The sequence below is a fragment of the Sphingobacterium paucimobilis HER1398 genome (genome assembly GCF_000416985.1).
Classification (GTDB): Bacteria; Bacteroidota; Bacteroidia; order Sphingobacteriales; family Sphingobacteriaceae; genus Sphingobacterium; species Sphingobacterium paucimobilis.
Window position 1 is genome coordinate 192,748 of sequence record NZ_ATDL01000003.1, and the last position, 19,770, is coordinate 212,517.

General features: G+C 42.2%; 15 protein-coding genes. 8 read left to right on the forward strand and 7 right to left on the reverse strand.

Going from position 1 to position 19,770, the window contains the following annotated elements:
- Positions 1 to 260: 260 nt before the first annotated feature.
- Positions 261 to 1,256, forward strand: coding sequence for a tRNA dihydrouridine synthase DusB (gene dusB, locus M472_RS25330; protein ID WP_021068621.1), 996 nt, complete (start codon positions 261 to 263; stop codon positions 1,254 to 1,256).
- On the opposite strand, the gene M472_RS25335 is transcribed toward dusB, so the two are convergent.
- Genes M472_RS25335 through M472_RS25345 form a run of 3 tightly spaced genes read right to left on the reverse strand, consistent with a single transcriptional unit; the run spans position 1,253 to position 4,273 of the window.
- Complete coding sequence (locus M472_RS25335; protein ID WP_031301292.1) at positions 1,253 to 2,758, reverse strand: MATE family efflux transporter; 1,506 nt, start codon at positions 2,756 to 2,758, stop codon at positions 1,253 to 1,255. The two genes, dusB and M472_RS25335, sit on opposite strands and share 4 nt — an antisense overlap.
- A gap of 6 nt (positions 2,759 to 2,764) precedes the next feature.
- A complete protein-coding gene (locus tag M472_RS25340) occupies positions 2,765 to 3,046 on the reverse strand; it encodes an acylphosphatase (RefSeq protein WP_021068623.1) in 282 nt (93 codons plus the stop codon).
- Positions 3,047 to 3,103: 57 nt separating this feature from the next.
- Complete coding sequence (locus tag M472_RS25345) at positions 3,104 to 4,273, reverse strand: amidohydrolase family protein (protein WP_021068624.1); 1,170 nt, start codon at positions 4,271 to 4,273, stop codon at positions 3,104 to 3,106.
- A 354-nt stretch (positions 4,274 to 4,627) separates the two neighbouring features.
- Between M472_RS25345 and M472_RS25350 the strand changes: the two genes are divergently transcribed.
- The 3 genes from M472_RS25350 (at position 4,628) to M472_RS25360 (ending at position 8,117) form a co-directional block, all read left to right on the forward strand.
- Positions 4,628 to 7,087 (forward strand): TonB-dependent receptor, encoded by a 2,460-nt coding sequence (locus M472_RS25350; protein WP_021068625.1) that lies wholly within the window; start codon positions 4,628 to 4,630, stop codon positions 7,085 to 7,087.
- A gap of 189 nt (positions 7,088 to 7,276) precedes the next feature.
- Complete coding sequence (dtd, locus tag M472_RS25355; RefSeq protein ID WP_021068626.1) at positions 7,277 to 7,735, forward strand: D-aminoacyl-tRNA deacylase; 459 nt, start codon at positions 7,277 to 7,279, stop codon at positions 7,733 to 7,735.
- 55 nt (positions 7,736 to 7,790) lie between these two features.
- The gene (locus tag M472_RS25360) at positions 7,791 to 8,117 is read left to right on the forward strand and encodes a nucleotide pyrophosphohydrolase (protein ID WP_021068627.1); all 327 of its coding nucleotides are present in this window, start codon (positions 7,791 to 7,793) and stop codon (positions 8,115 to 8,117) included.
- 8 nt (positions 8,118 to 8,125) lie between these two features.
- On the opposite strand, the gene M472_RS25365 is transcribed toward M472_RS25360, so the two are convergent.
- Entirely contained in the window at positions 8,126 to 8,884 is a 759-nt protein-coding gene (locus M472_RS25365) for an endonuclease/exonuclease/phosphatase family protein (RefSeq protein WP_021068628.1), read from the reverse strand.
- Between the two features lie 145 nt (positions 8,885 to 9,029).
- On the opposite strand from M472_RS25365, the gene ggt reads away from it, so the two are divergent.
- The gene (gene ggt, locus M472_RS25370; protein ID WP_021068629.1) at positions 9,030 to 10,718 is read left to right on the forward strand and encodes a gamma-glutamyltransferase; all 1,689 of its coding nucleotides are present in this window, start codon (positions 9,030 to 9,032) and stop codon (positions 10,716 to 10,718) included.
- A 1-nt stretch (position 10,719) separates the two neighbouring features.
- Here ggt and M472_RS25375 read toward each other — a convergent pair whose 3' ends face one another.
- Both M472_RS25375 and M472_RS25380 read right to left on the reverse strand, forming a co-directional pair.
- A complete protein-coding gene (locus M472_RS25375) occupies positions 10,720 to 12,045 on the reverse strand; it encodes a DNA recombination protein RmuC (RefSeq protein WP_031301293.1) in 1,326 nt (441 codons plus the stop codon).
- Positions 12,046 to 12,060: 15 nt separating this feature from the next.
- Positions 12,061 to 13,248 (reverse strand): formimidoylglutamase, encoded by a 1,188-nt coding sequence (locus M472_RS25380; RefSeq protein ID WP_021068631.1) that lies wholly within the window; start codon positions 13,246 to 13,248, stop codon positions 12,061 to 12,063.
- Between the two features lie 220 nt (positions 13,249 to 13,468).
- Between M472_RS25380 and M472_RS25385 the strand changes: the two genes are divergently transcribed.
- From M472_RS25385 to M472_RS25395, 3 genes are all read left to right on the forward strand, one after another.
- Positions 13,469 to 14,434, forward strand: a complete 966-nt coding sequence (locus tag M472_RS25385) for an SDR family NAD(P)-dependent oxidoreductase (protein ID WP_021068632.1) — start codon at positions 13,469 to 13,471, stop codon at positions 14,432 to 14,434.
- 92 nt (positions 14,435 to 14,526) lie between these two features.
- Entirely contained in the window at positions 14,527 to 15,822 is a 1,296-nt protein-coding gene (locus tag M472_RS25390; protein WP_021068633.1) for an HAD-IB family phosphatase, read from the forward strand.
- A 100-nt stretch (positions 15,823 to 15,922) separates the two neighbouring features.
- Positions 15,923 to 16,765 (forward strand): DUF2911 domain-containing protein, encoded by an 843-nt coding sequence (locus M472_RS25395; protein ID WP_021068634.1) that lies wholly within the window; start codon positions 15,923 to 15,925, stop codon positions 16,763 to 16,765.
- Between the two features lie 88 nt (positions 16,766 to 16,853).
- Here M472_RS25395 and M472_RS25400 read toward each other — a convergent pair whose 3' ends face one another.
- On the reverse strand, positions 16,854 to 19,769 hold the full coding sequence (locus tag M472_RS25400; protein WP_031301294.1) for an FAD-binding and (Fe-S)-binding domain-containing protein: 2,916 nt from the start codon (positions 19,767 to 19,769) through the stop codon (positions 16,854 to 16,856).
- Position 19,770: the final 1 nt, after the last annotated feature.

The following is a 19,770-nucleotide window of genomic DNA, read 5'->3' on the forward strand; positions in this document are numbered from 1 at the left end:
TTCCATACTGTAACTAAACTTACGATTTCACTTGCATCACGACCATTTCTCGCATCGCGTCGCCTCGACCTTGTGGAGAGCTCTACAAACTATGCAGAGAAAACCATATCGTTAGATCTAACTTCGTTGAGCCCTCCGGGGTTCTCCGCTATGGTCGAGAGGACGACGAAACAATTGAATGTACGAAAACTTGATTTTTGTCGCGCATCCAATTTCACGGTTTTACATTTTAACAACAAAATTATTCCTAATTTTGTCCCATGTCTGTAAAAATTGGCGAAAACATAGATTTGGGAGAATTTCCTCTTTTATTGGCTCCTATGGAGGATGTCAGTGATCCTCCGTTCCGTTACGTGTGCAAACAGAATGGCGTAGATATGATGTATACGGAATTTATATCTTCAGAAGGACTGATTCGAGATGCTGCCAAATCCGTGCAAAAATTGGACATCTTTGAATACGAACGTCCCATCGGTATACAGATATTTGGAGGTGACATCGAGTCGATGCGTCAATCAGCAGAAATATGCACTAAAGCCAATCCCAACCTTATCGACATTAACTACGGCTGTCCGGTGAAAAAAGTGGTGTGCAAAGGGGCTGGCTCATCTTTGCTGCAAGATATCGACAAAATGGTCGCTATGACCAAGGCTGTAGTCGAAGCAACGCATCTGCCTGTAACGGTCAAAACCAGGTTGGGTTGGGACGATAACACCAAAAATGTATATGAAGTAGCCGAGCGCCTACAGGATGTCGGTATACAAGCGTTAGCAATACACGGTCGCACACGAGCTCAACTTTACAAAGGGCAAGCCGATTGGGCTATGATACGTGACATCAAGCGCAATCCTCGAATAAAGATCCCAATCTTTGGAAATGGAGATGTAGACTCTGTTGAAAAGGCAGCAGCGTGGAGGCAAGAATATGAAGTCGATGGAATTATGATCGGCCGCGCATCTATTGGTTATCCTTGGATATTTCGGGAAATAAAACATTTTTTCAAAACCGGCGAGCGACTTGAGGGACCTACTATTGCCGAACGCGTAGAAGTGTGCCGTACGCACCTGACGAAATCCATCGAATGGAAAGGTGAGAAGCTTGGTATCTTCGAAATGCGCAGGCATTATGCCAATTATTTTAAAGGCATTCCTAATTTCAAGGAATATCGTATGAAATTGGTCGGCCTCTCCTCCCATGACGAGATCCAAGAAGTGCTTGAAGAGATCAAAGAAAATTTTGTAGGAGAGGCTGTTTAACTAGCCTTTCTTAGTATCTGCATGACTTTATTCTTCTCCAAAAACACAGTAGCAATACAAAAAACAATCAATAAGAGATTTCCTATCCAAACATTACTGTCGAAAACGAAATAGCTGGTTAAAGAAATCAAAAATCCGACTATCAGATATAGACTAATGGTACCAAAAGCGTACGGTATCGGATAGTATTTTTGTCCCCACACCAGCGACAGCATAATCATTATACCATAAACAATGGTGGTCGACAGTACCGCTCCGACATAAGAGTATTGGGGGATCAATATAACATTCAAAACAATGGTCACCAAAGCACCTACCCCTGAAATATAAATGGCATATTTTGTCTTATCCGTTAACTTATACCATACTGAAAGATTCATATAGATCCCCAACAAGACATAATTAAAAAGTAAAATAGGGACAATCTTCAGACCTTGCCAATAGACCTCAGGCTGTAATTCATTTCCTTTGATAAACATTTTCAGCCAACTGATATTTGCCGTTATCCCCACCATGACCATCACCATCAATATCACAAAATATTTCATGATGATGGCATAGGTTCGCTGCGCGTTTTCACTCTTGGCATGCGAAAAGAAAAAAGGTTCTGCTCCTAATCTAAAGGCCGTGACAAAAAGGCTCAGAAATACAGCGATCTTAGTTACTGCATTATATATCCCCAACTCTATCTTTCCAATTTCTCCTGGGATAAGCTTGGGAAAAAACATCTTATCGAGATTTTCGTTGATAATAAACGAAATATTAGCCACTAGAATAGGAAGACTATAGGTCAGCATACTTCTCATAATCGGCTTATCTATCTTCAAGCGCACTTTTGAGATCTCTGGGAAGAGTAATAGAAGCGTGACTACACTTGCCCCTAGATTGGACAGGAAAACATAGCCGAGCCACCCCTCGACAAACCAATCGCCTGCAAAATTGGACCAAAATAGGGAGGTCTGCTTCCAAGCTGGGAGGTAAACGATAAAAAATAAATTGAGACCTACAGTGACAAATATATTTACGAATTTGAGGTAGCTGTACCGAATGGGGCGTCCTTCAGCTCTAAGCCTAGCAAAAGGCACAACAGCCAGGGCATCGGCCACCAAGATAAAAGCAAAATACTTGATATATTGAACATATATGTCCACATCTCCCCCATCGGCAAACCAAGAAGCAATCGGCTTAGTATACAGAAAGACAGCAAAAAGCAATAGCGCAGATGTAAACAGGGTAACAATAAAGCTATTGTTATAAATTTTATCCCTGTCTTCTTCCTTCTGTTTCTGGAGGTACCTAAAATAGGTAGTTTCCATACCAAATGCCAAAATCGCATTCAACATAGAAACCCAAGCATAAAAATTGGAATAGACTCCGTAAACGGCAGCATCTTTAAACTTCCGCAGGTACACGGGAGTCATCAGGAAGCTAATCATCCGCGATACGATGGTCGTAAAACCATAAATCACCGTATCACTTAAAAATTTCTTTATAGAGGACACAGGCTATTATTTACGGCGTTTGAGAACTTCGAAATCCTTAAAGCCTCTGATCTCGCTCGTCTCTTCATAAGTAACCTCTTCCACCTCAGCTCTATCCGGCCCTTCCTCACAGTATTCCAACAAAGACTCTAAAGCGAAATCGTCCCCCTCAGCTTCGATATATACCGATCCATCCTCCTGATTGATGACAAACCCTTTGATCCCCAGCTGATCGGCAACAGCTTTGGTTGTGAGCCTATAATAAACACCTTGAACCTTTCCTTTTACCGTAATATTGTAATGTTTCATCAAAACGAATCTCTTTAAATTACATTCCACTTATTACCGCAAAAGTAAACAATTTATTTAAGCAATCCGTTCTATCTCGATCTTGTCCGTGACCTTAAAATGATTCATATTTTTGACCAACAACAGACCAGGCGTCTTTCCAACTTCCAAGGAACCCAAACTTTCCTCTAACGTCAACGCCTTCGCACCATTTATAGTCGCCCATTTCAAGGTTTGATTAAAATCCAACTCAGGGAAGTGCTTATGCAGAACTTTCAGTTCATCCAATACACTTAGCGTATCGTTAGAAGCTAAACTATCTGTTCCTATAGCTATTTCACAGCCATTCTGCTCAAAAATACTAACTTTTGGAAGCGCATCCTCTATATACAGATTTGCCTTTGGACAGATACACATGACCACATCCCGTCCCATTCTACGGATAAAATCCAGATCTTTTAGTGATGTGTAGGTGTTATGCACAAGGATGACTTTGTTTCCTGTTGGAAGATAAGACATATAGGTCTGTATAGAATTTCTAGCCTGTGCTTTAAACTCGTCTGCTGAAAACCCTATCTTTTCATAAAACTCCAAGAATTCTCCAGTCTTATAGCGGAAAAGTTTATTCTCCTCTTCACTCTCTTGATTGTGAATAGAAATAATATTGTCTTCTGACACAGACTTTTTGAAGGCTTTGAAAAGCACCTTAGAGCAAGAATAAGGCGCATGTAATGTAATGGACGCATGTCCCGAATCAAAACTAAACTCGATTTCGCGCGCTTCATCAATCTTTTGTGCTGCCTCCTCTTCCCGTAGACCTAATATCTCTACAAAGGTATGATAAACAATTTTACTGTCTTCTTTTATCTTAGCCGAAACGGCAGAGTTGACATGATCCCCCACAGCCTGTATACCGTTGGCATACATAGCTTTGTCTGCTAGGTCCATCGCCTTCTGAATCACATCATCATCAGCACTACGATTAGACATCACCTCGGTGATAAACTTAACCAAACCCTTCTTTTGGGAAATCTTGCCCAACAAATGAGACAATTCTAAATGACAGTGTGCATTGATAAATCCAGGAATCAGAACTCCTTTGAAGCGTTCTATTTCTACATTCTTAGGCACCGAATCATTATCATATATCCCTAAGACTGTACCATTTTCGTCCATAGCAATGACCCCATTTTTTATAGGGCTGGACGTGACAGGCATCACATAATCAGCTGAATAATAATGAACCATTTATATACCAATAGTTAGTGTGTATGTTTTCTAAAGATAAAAGACTTAACCTCTAGAAAATGTAAATCTACTACAAAATATTGCTTTAAACCAATAGTCTTGACAAATTAAGTAATTTTTTTTACAGAAAGTTGATGGATATTTTTTTTACAAAAAAAATAGGGTATGTTTGCGCCATCGAAAAGGGGTGCCTTGTTCATTCAGAACACGAAAAAGGCTGAGATTATACCCTGTCCTGCTTAGCAGGACACACCTGATCTGGATAATGCCAGCGTAGGGAAGGGCGGTTAAATTGTAACGCTACTGTGACCCCTTGCAGTAGTTTGGTTTAACTCAAAATATTTTTTAAATCTTATGATTAAGCATTTTATTGCTACTTGGCTGTTAACACTGCTCATTACGATAAGCGCGTTAGCACAACAGAAGTTAACGGTTCGTGTCACGGACCAACAAACGGGGCCTATTCGAGGAGCCACCGTCACCATCGATGGTAAATCAAAACAAACTAATGAAACTGGTCTGGCAGACTTTTTAATTGGAAACGAAGGCAATAATCCCATCAAAGTACACCACCTTGGATACAAAGTCTTCACCGCACGTCTTGAGGGTACGCCCACACACCTAGACATCATTCTGCAACCTTTGCATTTACAGACAGGCGAGGCTTTTGTATATGCGACACGGGCGAAGGAAAACTCGGCCACGACTTTTAAAAACCTTTCTAAAGAGGAAATACAAAAGAACAATCTAGGCCAGGATATCCCCTACCTCATCAACCAGACACCAGGAGTAGTTATCGGTTCTGACGCTGGTGCAGGTATCGGTTATACGAATATCACCATACGGGGTTCGGACAACGAACGAATCAATGTAACGCTCAACGGAATCCCATTGAATGATGCAGAGAGTATGGGATCCTTCTTTGTCAACCTACCGGACTTTGCGTCAAGCATGGAAAGTATCCAGATACAGCGCGGGATCGGTACTTCAACCAATGGGGCAGGTGCCTTCGGTGCTTCCCTGAATATACAGACAGATGCTTTGGAAAACACGCCCTATGCAGAGCTCAATAACTCTTTCGGTTCGTACAACTCGTGGAAAAACACCCTAAAGGTCGGTTCGGGCTTGATCAATGACAAGTATGCTTTCAATGCCCGCCTATCTCGAATCGCATCAGACGGGTATATGGAAAGAGCCTCCTCGGACATGAAATCTTTTTACGTAGACGGAGGCCTTTACACCGAAAAGCATACCCTTAAGGCGACGTTATTCTCAGGCAAACAAAAGACCTACCAAGCCTGGACGGGAGTACCCGAACCTTTGATCAAGGGCGATCGCTCTCTGCTTACGGAATATGCCGGAACTGGACTTGGAATATACGGTGGTCCAGAACTGGACAGAATACTGCAGGCGGACAGACGGTACAATGTCTATACCTACGATGACCAGACCGATAACTATACGCAGACACATGCTCATCTACAGTACACCAATCGTATCAATGAAAAATTAGACTTCAACACCGCACTACACTATACCCGTGGCGCGGGGTACTACGAGGAATACCGTCTGGATGACAAACTCGCTAAATACAATATGGAGGACGTCACCCTAGGTGGGGAAAAAATAAAAAAATCTGACCTTATTCGTAGAAGATGGCTAGATAACCATTTCTATGGCCTGACCTATGCCCTAAACTATAAGCCCACAAATACCCTAAACATGACACTTGGCGGTGCCTACAACCAATACAAAGGGGATCATTACGGTGAAGTCATTTGGGCAAGATATGCGTCGAACAGTGAGTTAGGTGACAAGTATTACCTAAACGATGCCAAGAAAAATGATTTTAACATCTTTGGTAAAGTAGATTACCGAGTAGACAGATGGTTGTTAAATCTTGATGTACAATACCGCAACATCTATTATCAGGTTCAGGGCAATGATGACAAGGTCAAAAACATGGATTTTGACAACAACCTAAACTTTGTCAACCCGAAAGCAGGTGTCACTTACTTTATATCCCCGAACACCAACTTATACGCTTCTTATGCCTATGCCAATAAAGAACCTGTTCGCAAAGATTATGTAGAGAATCCTCGCAACGAATTTCCTAAGGCCGAAAAGATGCAGGATATAGAAGCGGGATACCGTTTTAATAACAGCACATTCAATCTAGGAGCAAATGTGTATGCTATGCTTTACAAGGATCAACTGGTACCTACTGGATCTATCAACGACACAGGAGGTGCTCTACGCATGAATATTCCGAAAAGCCACCGCATAGGCATCGAATTGGACGGATCTTGGCAGATCAGTAAGCAATTCTCCTGGGCGGCTACTGCAGCATTAAGTGACAACAAAATCAAAAACTTTGTGGAATACGTTCCCGTATATGATGATAATTGGGTAAAAACCAGAGAAGAGGTGGTAGAGCATGGCAACACAAACATTGCCAAGTCGGCCTCCACAATTCTATCCAACAACTTTACATACTCCCCTGTAGAGGACTTATCGTTCAGTCTATTGAGCAAATATGTATCTCGCTTATACCTAGACAATACCTCTAGCAAAGACCGTTCAATAGATCCATCATTTGTAAACAACCTTATAGCACGGTATAGTTTCCAAGCATTGGGCCTACAACGTGTCGATTTGAGTTTAGCTGTAAATAACATATTAAATGCCAAGTATGAGTCGCACGGTTATACCTGGAGACAAATGTTTGAATCTAAAGGTACTGTCGAACACTACAACTTCTACTACCCACAGGCAACAACCAACTTTATGCTGGGATTAAACATTCGCTTTTAGGGGCGTCTTAATGAAAAGATAAAACTGCTGTCCGCTACAGACCAAATCTGTGGCGGACACTTTGTTTAATGCAGGAACCACACCCGTTTACCACCTGCTATAACGGACTTCTGTAGACATACACGGACTTGGACGGACTTTCTTACTTTTTCATTTTTACTTTTTACTTTTTAATTCGTACTTTGAAAAATGCGAGCAGTAATACAACGGGTGACAAGAGCATCATGCACCGTAGACGGGCAGATAACCGGAGAGATAGAAAACGGACTACTGGTATTGATCGGTATCGAAGATGAAGATGATCAACAGGACATGGAGTGGTTATCCCAAAAAATTGTCAATCTCCGTATCTTCAGTGATGAGCAAGGTCTAATGAACAAATCCATCCAGGATATCGATGGAAATATTTTATTCATTTCGCAATTCACCCTATTCGCACAGACAAAAAAAGGGAATCGACCTTCCTTTATACGGGCTGCAAAACCCAATAAAGCAGAGCCAATGTACCTAGAGATGGCCAAAAATCTATCTACACTTTTAAACAAAAAAGTACAGCTGGGCATATTTGGCGCAGACATGAAGGTCGATCTTCGGAATGATGGCCCGGTCACCATTATGATGAACACCAAGGACAAGGACAACTACTAATGGTTAATGATTAGTCATTAACCATTGATCATTAACACTTAACAATTGAAAACAGATGACAATTAAAGATGCACAGGAAATAGTTGATAAATGGATTACCACTACCGGTGTACGTTATTTTAACGAACTGACCAACACTGCTATGCTTATGGAAGAGGTTGGCGAAGTCGCTCGTATCATGGCACGGCAGTACGGTGAACAGTCTTTTAAGAAATCGGACAAAGACGTAAACCTTGCCGATGAAATGGCTGATGTGCTCTTTGTATTGATATGCCTAGCCAATCAAACAGGAATAGACCTGACGGAGGCGCTGGAAAAGAATATGGACAAAAAGAGTATGCGCGATGCCGAACGACATAAGAACAACGAAAAGTTAAAGTAGTAAAAAATCTACTTTAACTCAATCTCTGCAAGTAACGGCAAATGGTCCGATGGATAGGATGCATCGATAACACTATAGCTTTTCCACCGAAACTTGGTTGGATTCGAAATTAAGATATAGTCAATTTCCGCTTTTGCCCCTACATTAGGAAATGTAGGTTTATTATCCTCCTTATTCCTAGAAAATTGCTGTTCCAGTATACGGATAGCTTCAGAACCCGGCGAAGCATTGAGATCTCCAACGAGAATCAGAGGATGCTTACCGTCAACCGCTAATTGATTGATATATTCTGTCTGTGCTTTTCTATTTTCTTCTTTGAGATCAAGATGGGTATTAGCAAAAGACAATACTTTACCATCAGCCAGTTGGATATCCACAATAGCTAAAGAGCGATTTTCACTTTTCACAGGCATCGGCAGATCATACCTACGCTTACTCAGTATTTTATGTTTTGTCAAAATCAAGACGCCATACTCCCCTTTTTCCAGATCAATCCCCTTAGAGAAAAAATAATCCGTATCCGTCAATTCGGCCAACCGCTTGGCCTGATCTACATTTCCTGAACGAGAGACATTTACATCTACTTCCTGAACACCTATGATATCAGCATCTGCCTCATTGATAACTGCAGCTATAGCTTCTAAATCAATAAATCCTGGTTTCGATGGAGGATTTCCATGATGGATATTATAGGTCAATATCTTGACCGTCTGTGCTGAAAGAACAAAATTCACTAAAAGCAGAAGAAAAGAAACAAAGTAGCGCATAATTCGATAATTTATGTGAATATAACTATCTTTAGTTGTAAAGACTAAACTAATTTCAAACCAAAGAGCGGACTGTTTTTTAAAGCAGAGATTATGTACCTTTTAAATCATTAAAACAAACAACAGACAAACAATTACAAATATTATGATGAAACATCTTTGGCTATTTGCAGTTATATGCTACATCACTGCAAGTTGCACAACTTCCAAACACACTCATGACACACAAATATTTGAAAATGGTGCTGTCATTACTGCTCATCCCCTAGCCTCGGCTGTCGGAGTAGAAATCCTGAAAAAAGGCGGCAATGCGACCGACGCCGCAATCGCGGTTCAATTTGCTCTAGCTGTAGTCTATCCAAATGCTGGAAATATAGGTGGTGGAGGATTTATGGTCTATCGCAGTAAGGATGGTGAAGTATCCGCATTAGATTTTCGAGAAAAAGCCCCTGCTGGCGCAAGCAGAGATATGTACCTGGATAAAGACAGCAATCCAATCACAGATTTAAGTCTATACGGACAACTAGCCGCAGGAGTACCTGGAGCAGTTGCAGGGATGGACGAAGCCTATAAAAAATACGGAACCCTACCTTGGAAAGAGCTATTAGCTCCTGCAATACAACTGGCTAAAGAAGGTTTTCCTATTACCGCGCAACAAGCTGGCGAATTCAACCGCTACAAAGAAAGGTTTCAGCAGCACAATAAACAGGGAGCATCGATAATCAAAGATACCGAATGGAAAGAAGATGACCTTTTTGTTCAAACAGAACTTGCCGAGACTCTGGAGCGCATCGCGCAACAAGGGCGTGATGGCTTTTACAAAGGTCAGACAGCCGATTATATCGTTGCAGAGATGAAACGAGGCAATGGTATCATATCCCACCAAGATCTTGAAGATTACCAAGCCGTATGGCGTACACCTATAATAGGCTACTACAAAGGCAACAAGATTATCTCCATGCCTCCTCCTTCTAGTGGTGGCATAGCGCTATTGGCGTTATTACAATCTGTGGAGAACTACCCCCTAAGACAATGGGGCTTCCAAGCAGACAGTACCGTGCGCGCTATTGTAGAAGCTGAACGCAGGGTCTATGCAGATAGGGCAACACATCTTGGAGATCCAGATTATTACAAAGTCCCCGTTACAGAACTTACGAACTCCGAATTTAATCAGAGCCGTATGGCCAAAGTTTCGCTGGCTAAAGCTACAGATAGCGAACACGTAAAAGCAAGTAAGTTTCCGGGCTATGAATCCGAAGAAACAACACATTTCAGTATAGTAGACAAGGAGGGCAACGCTGTTTCACTGACGACTACGATCAATGGATCCTACGGTTCTTGTGTATGGGTAGATGGTGCAGGTTTCTTGCTCAACAACGAAATGGATGATTTCTCTGTAAAACCAGGTTCGCCAAACCTATATGGACTGCTGGGAGGAAAAGCAAACTCCATAGAACCTGGTAAACGTATGCTGTCGGCCATGACTCCGACCATTATAGAAAAAGACGGAAAGCTAAGAATGGTAGTAGGAACTCCCGGAGGATCGACCATTATCACTTCTGTATTACAGACTATTTTAAACGTTCTGGAATTCGACATGACTGCTCAGGAGTCTGTAAGTGCGGCACGCTTTCATCATCAGTGGAAACCAGATCATATCGATGTAGAAGAAAAAGCAATCGACACAACAATCCGCAGTAGCCTACAAAAGGATGGATACAAGATCAATAAACGGGGGCCTATTGGCCGTGTAGAAAATATTGTTGTTTTGCCGGATGGCCGTCTCCAAACAGGAGCTGACCCCAGAGGAGACGACAAAGCTATGGGATATTAAATCACCCCTCGTCCAGGAATCGATCGTCGATTTGTTTGTTTGCTTTAGCACCCAAGACTTTAAGATTTTCGACCTTTCGCACAATGTTGCCCGTTCCTGACGAAAGTTTACGCATGGCCTCCGTATGTTTTTCGGAGGCCTTATCTAAATGCGTCTGTATCTGATCCATATCATTCAAAAAGCCTACAAATTTATCATACAACAATCCTGCTTCTCGCGCAATATCCAATACATTTCTGTTTTGACGCTCTTGCTTCCAGATTGCAGCAATGGTACGCAGTGTCGCCAGTAACGTAGATGGACTCACAATCACAACCCGTCTATCCCAGGCATCGGAAAACAACTCTGGTTTTTGCATGACTGCAACACTAAGAGCAGACTCGATAGGCATAAACAACAATACAAAGTCGGGCGAATGTATCCCATAAAGACTGTGATAGTTCTTTACTGAAAGATCACGCACATGATTTTCGATAGATTGAACATGAGCTTTGAGGTGCAAGGCACGCTCTTCGTCGGACAGCGCATTGACAAACCGTTCATAAGAAACCAACGACACCTTAGCATCCACAACAAGCTGCTTGTCATCCGGCAAATCTATAACCGCATCAGGCTGCAAACGTCTCCCTTGCTCATCGGTCAGGGCAACTTGTATACGATATTCTTGGTCACGATTCAAACCCGAGCGTTCCAATACCCGTTCCAAAACAACTTCCCCCCAATTTCCCTGTTTTTTTGTATCTCCCTTTAGCGCCCGAGCCAGATTACCAGCCTCGTTTTTGATTTCCACACTCTGCTGCATCAATTGTTCCACTACACCTTTCAGCACATTCCGCTCAGCGGCTTCTTGATTGTACGTTTTCTCTACTCGTTCCTCAAAACTCCTTATTCGCTCTTTCAGAGGGTCTAACAGTTTTCCCAATTGCTGTTGATTGTAAGCCGTAAATTTTTCGCTTTTCTCTTCCAGTATCTTATTCGCTAAAACCTGAAAATCTGCATTGAACTTTTCTTTAATCAGCGCTATTTCTTCCTTTTGCTCTGCATATTTTTCCTGCTGTGCCTGCAGATAGGCATTCGTCCCTTCCAGTGTACGTTCTACAGCCTGTCGTTCCTGCCGCTCCTTGTCTAACATAGCCTTTACCGATTGGACTTCTTGATTCAGTAGCGCAACGTGATGATTGGCAGTTGATGCCGCAATCTCCATTCGCTGTTTCTCTTCCAGCACATTACGGTAAGTTGGCTGTGATACAGCCTGTCCATTGCGCCACATTAAGTAAGCACATGCGACAATAAGAACAATTAAAATGAGGTATAAGATATACGTCATGCTGAATACGATAATTTATTGTAATTTCTGATGTGTGCGCCACCAAAGATCTGGCATCTCCCCCGATACAGCGAGTTGGTAATCCTCATAGCGACACGGCACCAAGTAGTACCGCTCATTAATTGATTTGGTACCAAAGTAAGGTACTTGCATCCACCAACGGTCTGACTTTTTACTCTTCACGAATACCAATTCATGTTCTTCATTTTCTAATTGTGTGCGATAGATGATATAAGCCGATTTTGGAATTAATGGCGCATCATTTTTACGATTATAATACCCATCAACAAAGCACCAGATCATCTGCGACACCAACATCGCCGTCTGTTCCATCGGGTCAAACGTTGGATTTAATTCATAGAAACCAATAGAGCTACATTTGTCCGACATTCCAGCATACCGTGCGAGTTGACATGCCTCATCTCCAAAAAGACCATTCGGAACAGCATTCGCATTACCAGGAGCTTCAGAAGCTCGTATTGCCCCGATATCAAAGCTGACCATGTCAGCTGCCCGAATGATAGGCTCTGCCTGATCCAACTTGCCTGCTATCATGCCCACACGTTGCGCATTAAAAAAGAGCTTATCGTACATATTAATAGATTCCTTACTCACCAAATAGGTTTGATAAGCAACATTGTTCAGATTGAACAAATAATCCGGCTGATGCAAGATAATATGATTCAGATAGGTCTGCGAATTTAAAGGAGTTTCCTGGGCACTTGCTTGATCCAGATCAAACTTAGCATCTATAATAGCGACTTCAACACGCTGCTCCAGATCTTCATATCCCCGATACTGTGCATACGTCAGGTCTTGTCCCCCTCCAATAATCACTGGTACGATATCTGATTTGACCAATTCCTCTACCACTAAGCGTAACGCCGCATACGTATCTTCTATACGACTACCTGGTTTAATATTGCCCAGGTCAACGATTGTCACATTATAATCCCCTTGATACAATTCATACAGATGTTTTCTTACGGCATTAGGTGCCTTTGCTGCTCCTTTATTACCGACAGCTCCCCTATCCTCTTCGACTCCGACAATAGCGAGATGAGGTCTGCTTTCTGGATTATCCAATACCGGAAAATCATCGACGTATGCTTGGATAACGTAGCCAAATTGAGAGTTAAAATAACCATCGCCTGTTGAAAAATCAGTAATGGTCAGTGGGGAGAAAAAGTCTGCTAACGACATAGATTCAAGTAAATAAAGTCAGAAGTAAAAGTATAAAAAACTAATGCCTTATACTGTAAATAAGCTTAGTCAAATGTTGACTGTACTACAAAAATGCATTAATTAACACAGGAAACCTTAAAAAAGTATCCACAAAATGTGGGAAAGTTGATTAATTTGCATAGGAATTAGCAATGGGTTATCTTTGAGAACATCAAGTATTTCAACAATAAGTTAGCAAGTGATATTAGTAACAGGAGGAACAGGTTTTTTAGGTTCAGCGGTGATCAAACGTCTCGTTGAAAAAGGAAATGCAGTAATAGCTCTGAAACGGAGCAGTTCCCATATCCCCGAAAGCCTCAAGGCATCATCATTAATCGAATGGGTAGACGCTGATATTACAGACTATTTTGCGCTGTCGGACATTTTTGACCGTGTGACGCATGTCTATCATTGTGCCGCTAAAATATCCTATCAAAAAGAAGATGCCGAGCAGATGCTCCACGTCAATGTAGAGGGCACACAGCATATTGTCAACCTTTCTCTGGAGCATGGTGCTCGCCTATTACATGTCAGCTCCATTGCCGCCTTAGGCAGCAATAAACTTGGCAAACCCGTTGACGAATTAGATAAATGGGAACATGATATCAATATGTCCAATTACTCCTTGTCCAAGTACAAAAGTGAATTGGAAGTATGGCGCGGTATCACCGAAGGACTGGACGCTGTAATAGTCAACCCCTCGGTCATCATGGGGGTCAACCCTGCCAAATCAGGCTCTGCCGTCATATTTGATCTGGTACAAAAAGGCATTAAAATATATCCTCCAGGATCCGTGGGTATTGTCGATGTCGAGGATGTCGCTGAAGTCATGATCGTTCTGATGGAACGGAATGACATTACTGCACAACGGTACGTATTAAACAGCGAAAACATTACCAACAAGCAACTGTTGTCCACGATAGCGACTCTATTGGGCAAAAAGGCGCCAACCATTGCAGCCAGACCTTTCATGCTACAACTGGCTTGGCGTGTTGCTAAACTGATTGCTAAGGTAAAGGGAAAACGACCTACCCTGACAAAAGAATCCGCTTACGCCGCCGCCGCTAAACTCGCTTATTCTAACACTAAAATTGTAAACGAAATAGGCTACAATTTCAAACCCATTACGCAGACACTCCAAGAAATAGCAAATACATATTCATAACACAAACAACAACAATCTAAACCCAATGAAACGTATAGGATTTGCTCCCTGTAACACCTATAGGAATCATTACTAAAAAACCGTTTATTACAATGAAGAACTATTACATCATTGATTTTGACAGCACTTTTACACAGGTTGAAGCACTGGATGAACTCGCTCGCATATCACTCGAAGGTGACCCTGAGCAGGAAAAAGTATACCAAGAGATCGAGCGCTACACCAACCTGGCTATGGAAGGCAAGATTTCATTCCGAGAGAGTCTAGCGGGTAGAATAGCGCTGTTAAAAGCAAACAAAAATCATTTAGACAAACTTATAAGCCATCTTAAAAAGAAGGTTTCAAAATCATTTGATCGTAATAGAGAATTTTTAAAGAGCAATTCTGATACCGCTTGGATTGTATCCGGAGGATTCAAAGAATTTATCACTCCAGTGGTATCGCCCTATGGGATAAAAACAGAAAATATCTATGCCAATACCTTCCTGTTCGATGATAAAGGGAATATTATCGGATATGATGCCGACAACCCATTGTCCGATGAGGGTGGAAAAGTAAAGCTATTGAGGGAGCTTAATATCCAAGGTCGTCTTTTTGGAATTGGAGACGGATACTCTGATTTCCAACTGAAAGAATCCGGACTGATAGAGAAGTTCTTTGCCTTCACCGAGAACATATCCCGCCAGAGTGTTACAGATCGGGCGGATCACGTTACACCCAGCTTTGACGAGTTCTTGTATGTCAATGACCTCCCACGTGCCATATCCTATCCGAAAAACAGAATCTTATGCCTTATCGTAGGTGATGTCCCAGAGATATCCAGTCATATCTTAAAAAGAGATGGCTTCTCGATCCGAGTCAAGGATACATTTGAGGACAAATACACAAAAGATGTCGGCATGCTCCTTTTAGGGCCTGGGGTAGATATCTCTGATGAACAATTGGAACGCGCTGCAAAGCTAAAAACAATAGGTTATCTAGGGGATGTAAAAGGACACATGAGCCGCTCTATCTGTAGTCAGAAAGGCATTGTGGTATTTGATGACAAAAAGAATAAAGCACACAATGCAGAATTCATCCCACGGCGTATGGCTGAATTCATCAATAATGGCGATACCGACCAGAGCCGTAACTTCCCCAACCTCCTACTTCCCAAGAAGATAAAAGGCCATCGCTTGTTGCATATCCACAAAAACGTTCCAGGTATCATGGCACAGCTCAACAATGTGTATGCTGAAAACGAAATCAATATCCTTGCACAGTTCTTAATGACACGGGGAGATATCGGCTATGCTGTCACCGATATCGACACCAATTATGATAAGGGATTACTAAAACAATTAAGACAGATCGATCATACAATTAAATTTCGGATATTGTATAAATAGGCCTAGAGATTGCTCTCTGAGGAGCGAGGTCAAATAAGCAGAAACTGGTTTAAGAGTTTTTTTGTAAATTACATCAAAAAACAATAACACATATATAGGCATGAAAAAGGTAATACTTTCGATAGCAACAGCTACATTGCTTTTCCTAGGAACAGGGATTAGCAACGCACAGGTCAAACTTCCGCCAACGAGCAGCAGTCAGACCATAACTCAAGGTCTAGGGATCAAAGACATCGTGCTAACCTACCAACGTCCAAACAAAAACAATCGTGCTGTTTTTGGTAGTCTAGTTCCTTATGGAGAAGTATGGCGGACAGGAGCAAATAATATCCCCAGCATAACGTTTGCTGAAGAGGTGTCTATCGAGGGAAACAAAGTTCCTGCCGGCACCTACGGTCTATTTACCATTCCCCACAAAAATGAATGGACGATTATATTAAGCAAAAACGTAAAACAATGGGGCGCTTATCAATACAATAAATCAGAGGATTTACTCCGTTTCAACGTCAAGCCACAGACACTAGCAGAAAACGTAGAGACATTTACTATTGCCTTTGAAGACGTAACGACCAAGTCCACAAAAGTAACTTTAGCATGGGAAAAAACGAAAGTCGGTTTTAATATAACGACGGATCAATCGAAAGAAATCCTTTCTAACATAGATCAAGCGATGCTTGGGGAAAACAAGCCTTACCTACATGCTGCCCAATATTACTTAAACAATGACCTGGATCTAAAAAAAGCAGTGGAATGGATTAAAAAAGGTGATGAAGGAAATACCTCTGCTCCACATTTAAAATATTGGAAAGCTAAAATCCTCGATAAAGCAGGAGACAAAGCTGGTGCAAGACAGGCTGCAAAAGAAGGAATCGAAATGGCTACAAAACTAAATAATCCAGAGTATATCAAAATGAACACGGAAGCTTTAAAGGCAATTAAATAGTATCCGCGTAGTTGGAACATACGATCTATAACAACGTCATCTCAAATATATTCGAGATGACGTTGTTTTTTTAAGGTGTATCCAAAAATTATACCAGGGCCTGGTAGAGTACCTCAATAGGGTGCATTGCTTTTACCCCTGTCCCATCTTTAATCTGATGTCGACAACTGGTACCCGGAGCAATTACGATATCTTCTTCAGACCTCCTATTAATTGCAGGAAACAAAACCAGGTTTCCAACCTGCATTGATAGCTTATAGTGCTCGCGCTCATAGCCAAATGATCCCGCCATTCCGCAACATCCTGATGGTATAACCTTAACAGTCGCCCCTTTCATGATCTTCAGCGCATGCTCGGTATACCCCTGCAATTTCCAGGCCTTTTGCTGGCAATGGGTATGGAGTAAAATCTGACGCTTACTCTCGTCAAACATAGCTGGGGAAATATTCCCCTTTTTACTTTCGCTAACGAGAAACTCTTCAATAAGCATAGCATATGGCGCGATTCGCCTGGCATCAGCCTCTAACTCAGGAGAGACTAAGTCCACATATTCATCCCTAAATGTCAATATAGCGGATGGTTCTACTGCCAATAGCGGCGTATCTGCCGACAATCGTGAAGCAAACGTCCTTACATTCTTATCTGCCAGTTTTCTAGCATCACGCAACAGTCCCTTAGAGAGCAATGCCCGTCCACTGGGGGCATGGTCAACCATCAACACCTCATAACCTAATCTTTCTAAGAGTAAAATGGATTTTTGGCCAATTTCTAAATCATTGTAATTGGTAAATTCATCACAGAAAAAATAGACCGTACCTTTCACCTTTCTATCGCTAGGCTTATCCTTGCTCACGAACCACTTTCTCAACGGCATGCTGCCTAACAAGGGTAAGCTTCTATCTTCTGCAAAACCGACTATACGTTTAGCCAATCTTCCGATGATTGGATTTTGTACCGACCAGTTATACAAGCCGGGCATATAAGCCATCAATCCCATAAGCTTATCTACATGTCCAATCATACGGCTGCGTAATGGCACTCCATGTGTGTCATAATATTGCTGCAAAAAATCGGCTTTCATTTTGGCCATATCGACACTAGATGGACATTCAATCTTACAACCTTTACAGCTCAGACACAGATCCATCACTTCTTTTATTTCAGGATGATCAAAAGGATTATCCTGGGTCGAATAGGTCAAAAACTCGCGTAATATGTTAGCTCGTGCACGCGTTGTATCTTTTTCATTGCGACTCGCCATATAGGAAGGACACATGGTACCTCCGGACAATTCAGACTTCCGACAGTCTCCCGAACCATTACATTGCTCGGCATGCCCCAAAATATCCTGTCCGGCATATCGGAACACTGTTTTTATAGCTTTGCGTTCCACGCCCGGTTCATAGCGCAAAAAAGTATTCATCGCTGGAGAGTCTACAATCTTACCCGGATTAAAAATACAGGCAGGATCCCATTGCTGCTTTATATCTTTCAACAATTGATAGTTGCGATCTCCAATCATATACGGAATAAACTCACCGCGCAGACGTCCATCCCCGTGCTCTCCACTCAATGAACCTTTGTATTTCTTTACTAGTTTTGCAATTTCAAAGGCAATCTCCCGAAACAATCTATTCCCATCCTCCGTCTTCAGATTCAGAATAGGACGCAGATGCAATTCTCCTGTCGCAGCATGTGCGTAGTGAACAGAGTATAGGCCATACTTTTCCAAGACGGTATTAAACTCCGCAATATAAGCAGGAAGATCTTCGACTGCTACTGCCGTATCTTCGATCACCGCCACAGGTTTTTCATCCCCCGGCATATTGCTCAGCAGCCCCAATCCCGCTTTGCGTAAGTCCCACACCCGCTTTCTATCAGCTCCAAAGATAACCGGAAAATAATACCCCAGACCAGCTGCACGCATCGCCGTTTCTACCTGCCCTGCCTTGCTACGGATATCTTCCTCACTATCACCTTCGTACTCTACGATTAAAATAGCCTCGGGTGTACCTTCCACAAAAAAACGATTGTGCCGTTGCTCCAGGTTGCTAGCTGTGCATTCTAGAATATAGTGATCCATCAATTCGCTAACTAGAGGCTTGTGCTCCAAAGCTATTAAATTGGCTCGTAGAGCATCGTCCAGGGAGTTAAAATGGACACACAGCAGACCTGTCGGCTTTGTCCGTAGTCGGTCAACATGCAATTTAATCTCTGTCATGAAAAACAGTGTCCCTTCGGAACCGCATATCAGTTTACAAAAATTGAACGCATCTCCTCCTGCTGTAAATGGATCGCTTTCCAACAGCAGGTCTACAGCATATCCTGTATTTCGTCGATTTATACTTGCTTTGGGGAACTGTTGTCTTATTTCCTCTTGGTTATTATAATCGCCCAAGATACTTCGGATCTGTCGATAGACTTCCCCTTCCAAAGACTGCAAATCACACTTCGCTATAAAATCGTCAAAAGACAGTGCTTTAAACGAAGTCTTGGTGCCGTCGGAAAGGAAACCATGAATTTCCAAGGTATGTTCTCGAGTACTATGGTAGATCAACGAATTGGAACCACAGGAGTTATTCCCGACCATCCCCCCGATCATCGCTCGATTCGCTGTCGAGGTCTCTGGGCCAAAATACAAGCCTAAAGGCTTTAAGAACATATTTAACTCATCCCGAATAACCCCTGGCTGTACCCTGACCCATTGTTCTATAACATTTACTTCAAGAATATCTGTAAAGTGTTTAGATACGTCTACGATAATGCCTCCCCCAACAACCTGGCCTGCCAAGGAAGTACCAGCTGTCCTGGGAATAAGTGATGTTTTATTCGCAATTGCAAATTGGATAAGATGCTGGATATCCGCTTCATTCCGTGGCAATGCGACAGCAAGCGGCATCTCTCTATATGCCGATGCATCTGTAGCATAGAGCGTACGCATCAGCTTGTCGCTATGCAGCTCACCCTCCATCACACTTGCTAATTGCTGCAACCTCTCTTCCACA

What these genes read in the sequence shown, in the direction of transcription:
- dusB (WP_021068621.1), top strand. Translation starts at nt 261, where the DNA reads ATGTCTGTAAAAATTGGCGAAAACATAGATTTGGGAGAATTTCCTCTT.
- M472_RS25340 (WP_021068623.1), bottom strand. Translation starts at nt 3,046, where the DNA reads ATGAAACATTACAATATTACGGTAAAAGGAAAGGTTCAAGGTGTTTAT.
- M472_RS25345 (WP_021068624.1), bottom strand. Translation starts at nt 4,273, where the DNA reads ATGGTTCATTATTATTCAGCTGATTATGTGATGCCTGTCACGTCCAGC.
- M472_RS25350 (WP_021068625.1), top strand. Translation starts at nt 4,628, where the DNA reads ATGATTAAGCATTTTATTGCTACTTGGCTGTTAACACTGCTCATTACG.
- dtd (WP_021068626.1), top strand. Translation starts at nt 7,277, where the DNA reads ATGCGAGCAGTAATACAACGGGTGACAAGAGCATCATGCACCGTAGAC.
- M472_RS25360 (WP_021068627.1), top strand. Translation starts at nt 7,791, where the DNA reads ATGACAATTAAAGATGCACAGGAAATAGTTGATAAATGGATTACCACT.
- M472_RS25365 (WP_021068628.1), bottom strand. Translation starts at nt 8,884, where the DNA reads ATGCGCTACTTTGTTTCTTTTCTTCTGCTTTTAGTGAATTTTGTTCTT.
- ggt (WP_021068629.1), top strand. Translation starts at nt 9,030, where the DNA reads ATGATGAAACATCTTTGGCTATTTGCAGTTATATGCTACATCACTGCA.
- M472_RS25375 (WP_031301293.1), bottom strand. Translation starts at nt 12,045, where the DNA reads ATGACGTATATCTTATACCTCATTTTAATTGTTCTTATTGTCGCATGT.
- M472_RS25380 (WP_021068631.1), bottom strand. Translation starts at nt 13,248, where the DNA reads ATGTCGTTAGCAGACTTTTTCTCCCCACTGACCATTACTGATTTTTCA.
- M472_RS25390 (WP_021068633.1), top strand. Translation starts at nt 14,527, where the DNA reads ATGAAGAACTATTACATCATTGATTTTGACAGCACTTTTACACAGGTT.
- M472_RS25395 (WP_021068634.1), top strand. Translation starts at nt 15,923, where the DNA reads ATGAAAAAGGTAATACTTTCGATAGCAACAGCTACATTGCTTTTCCTA.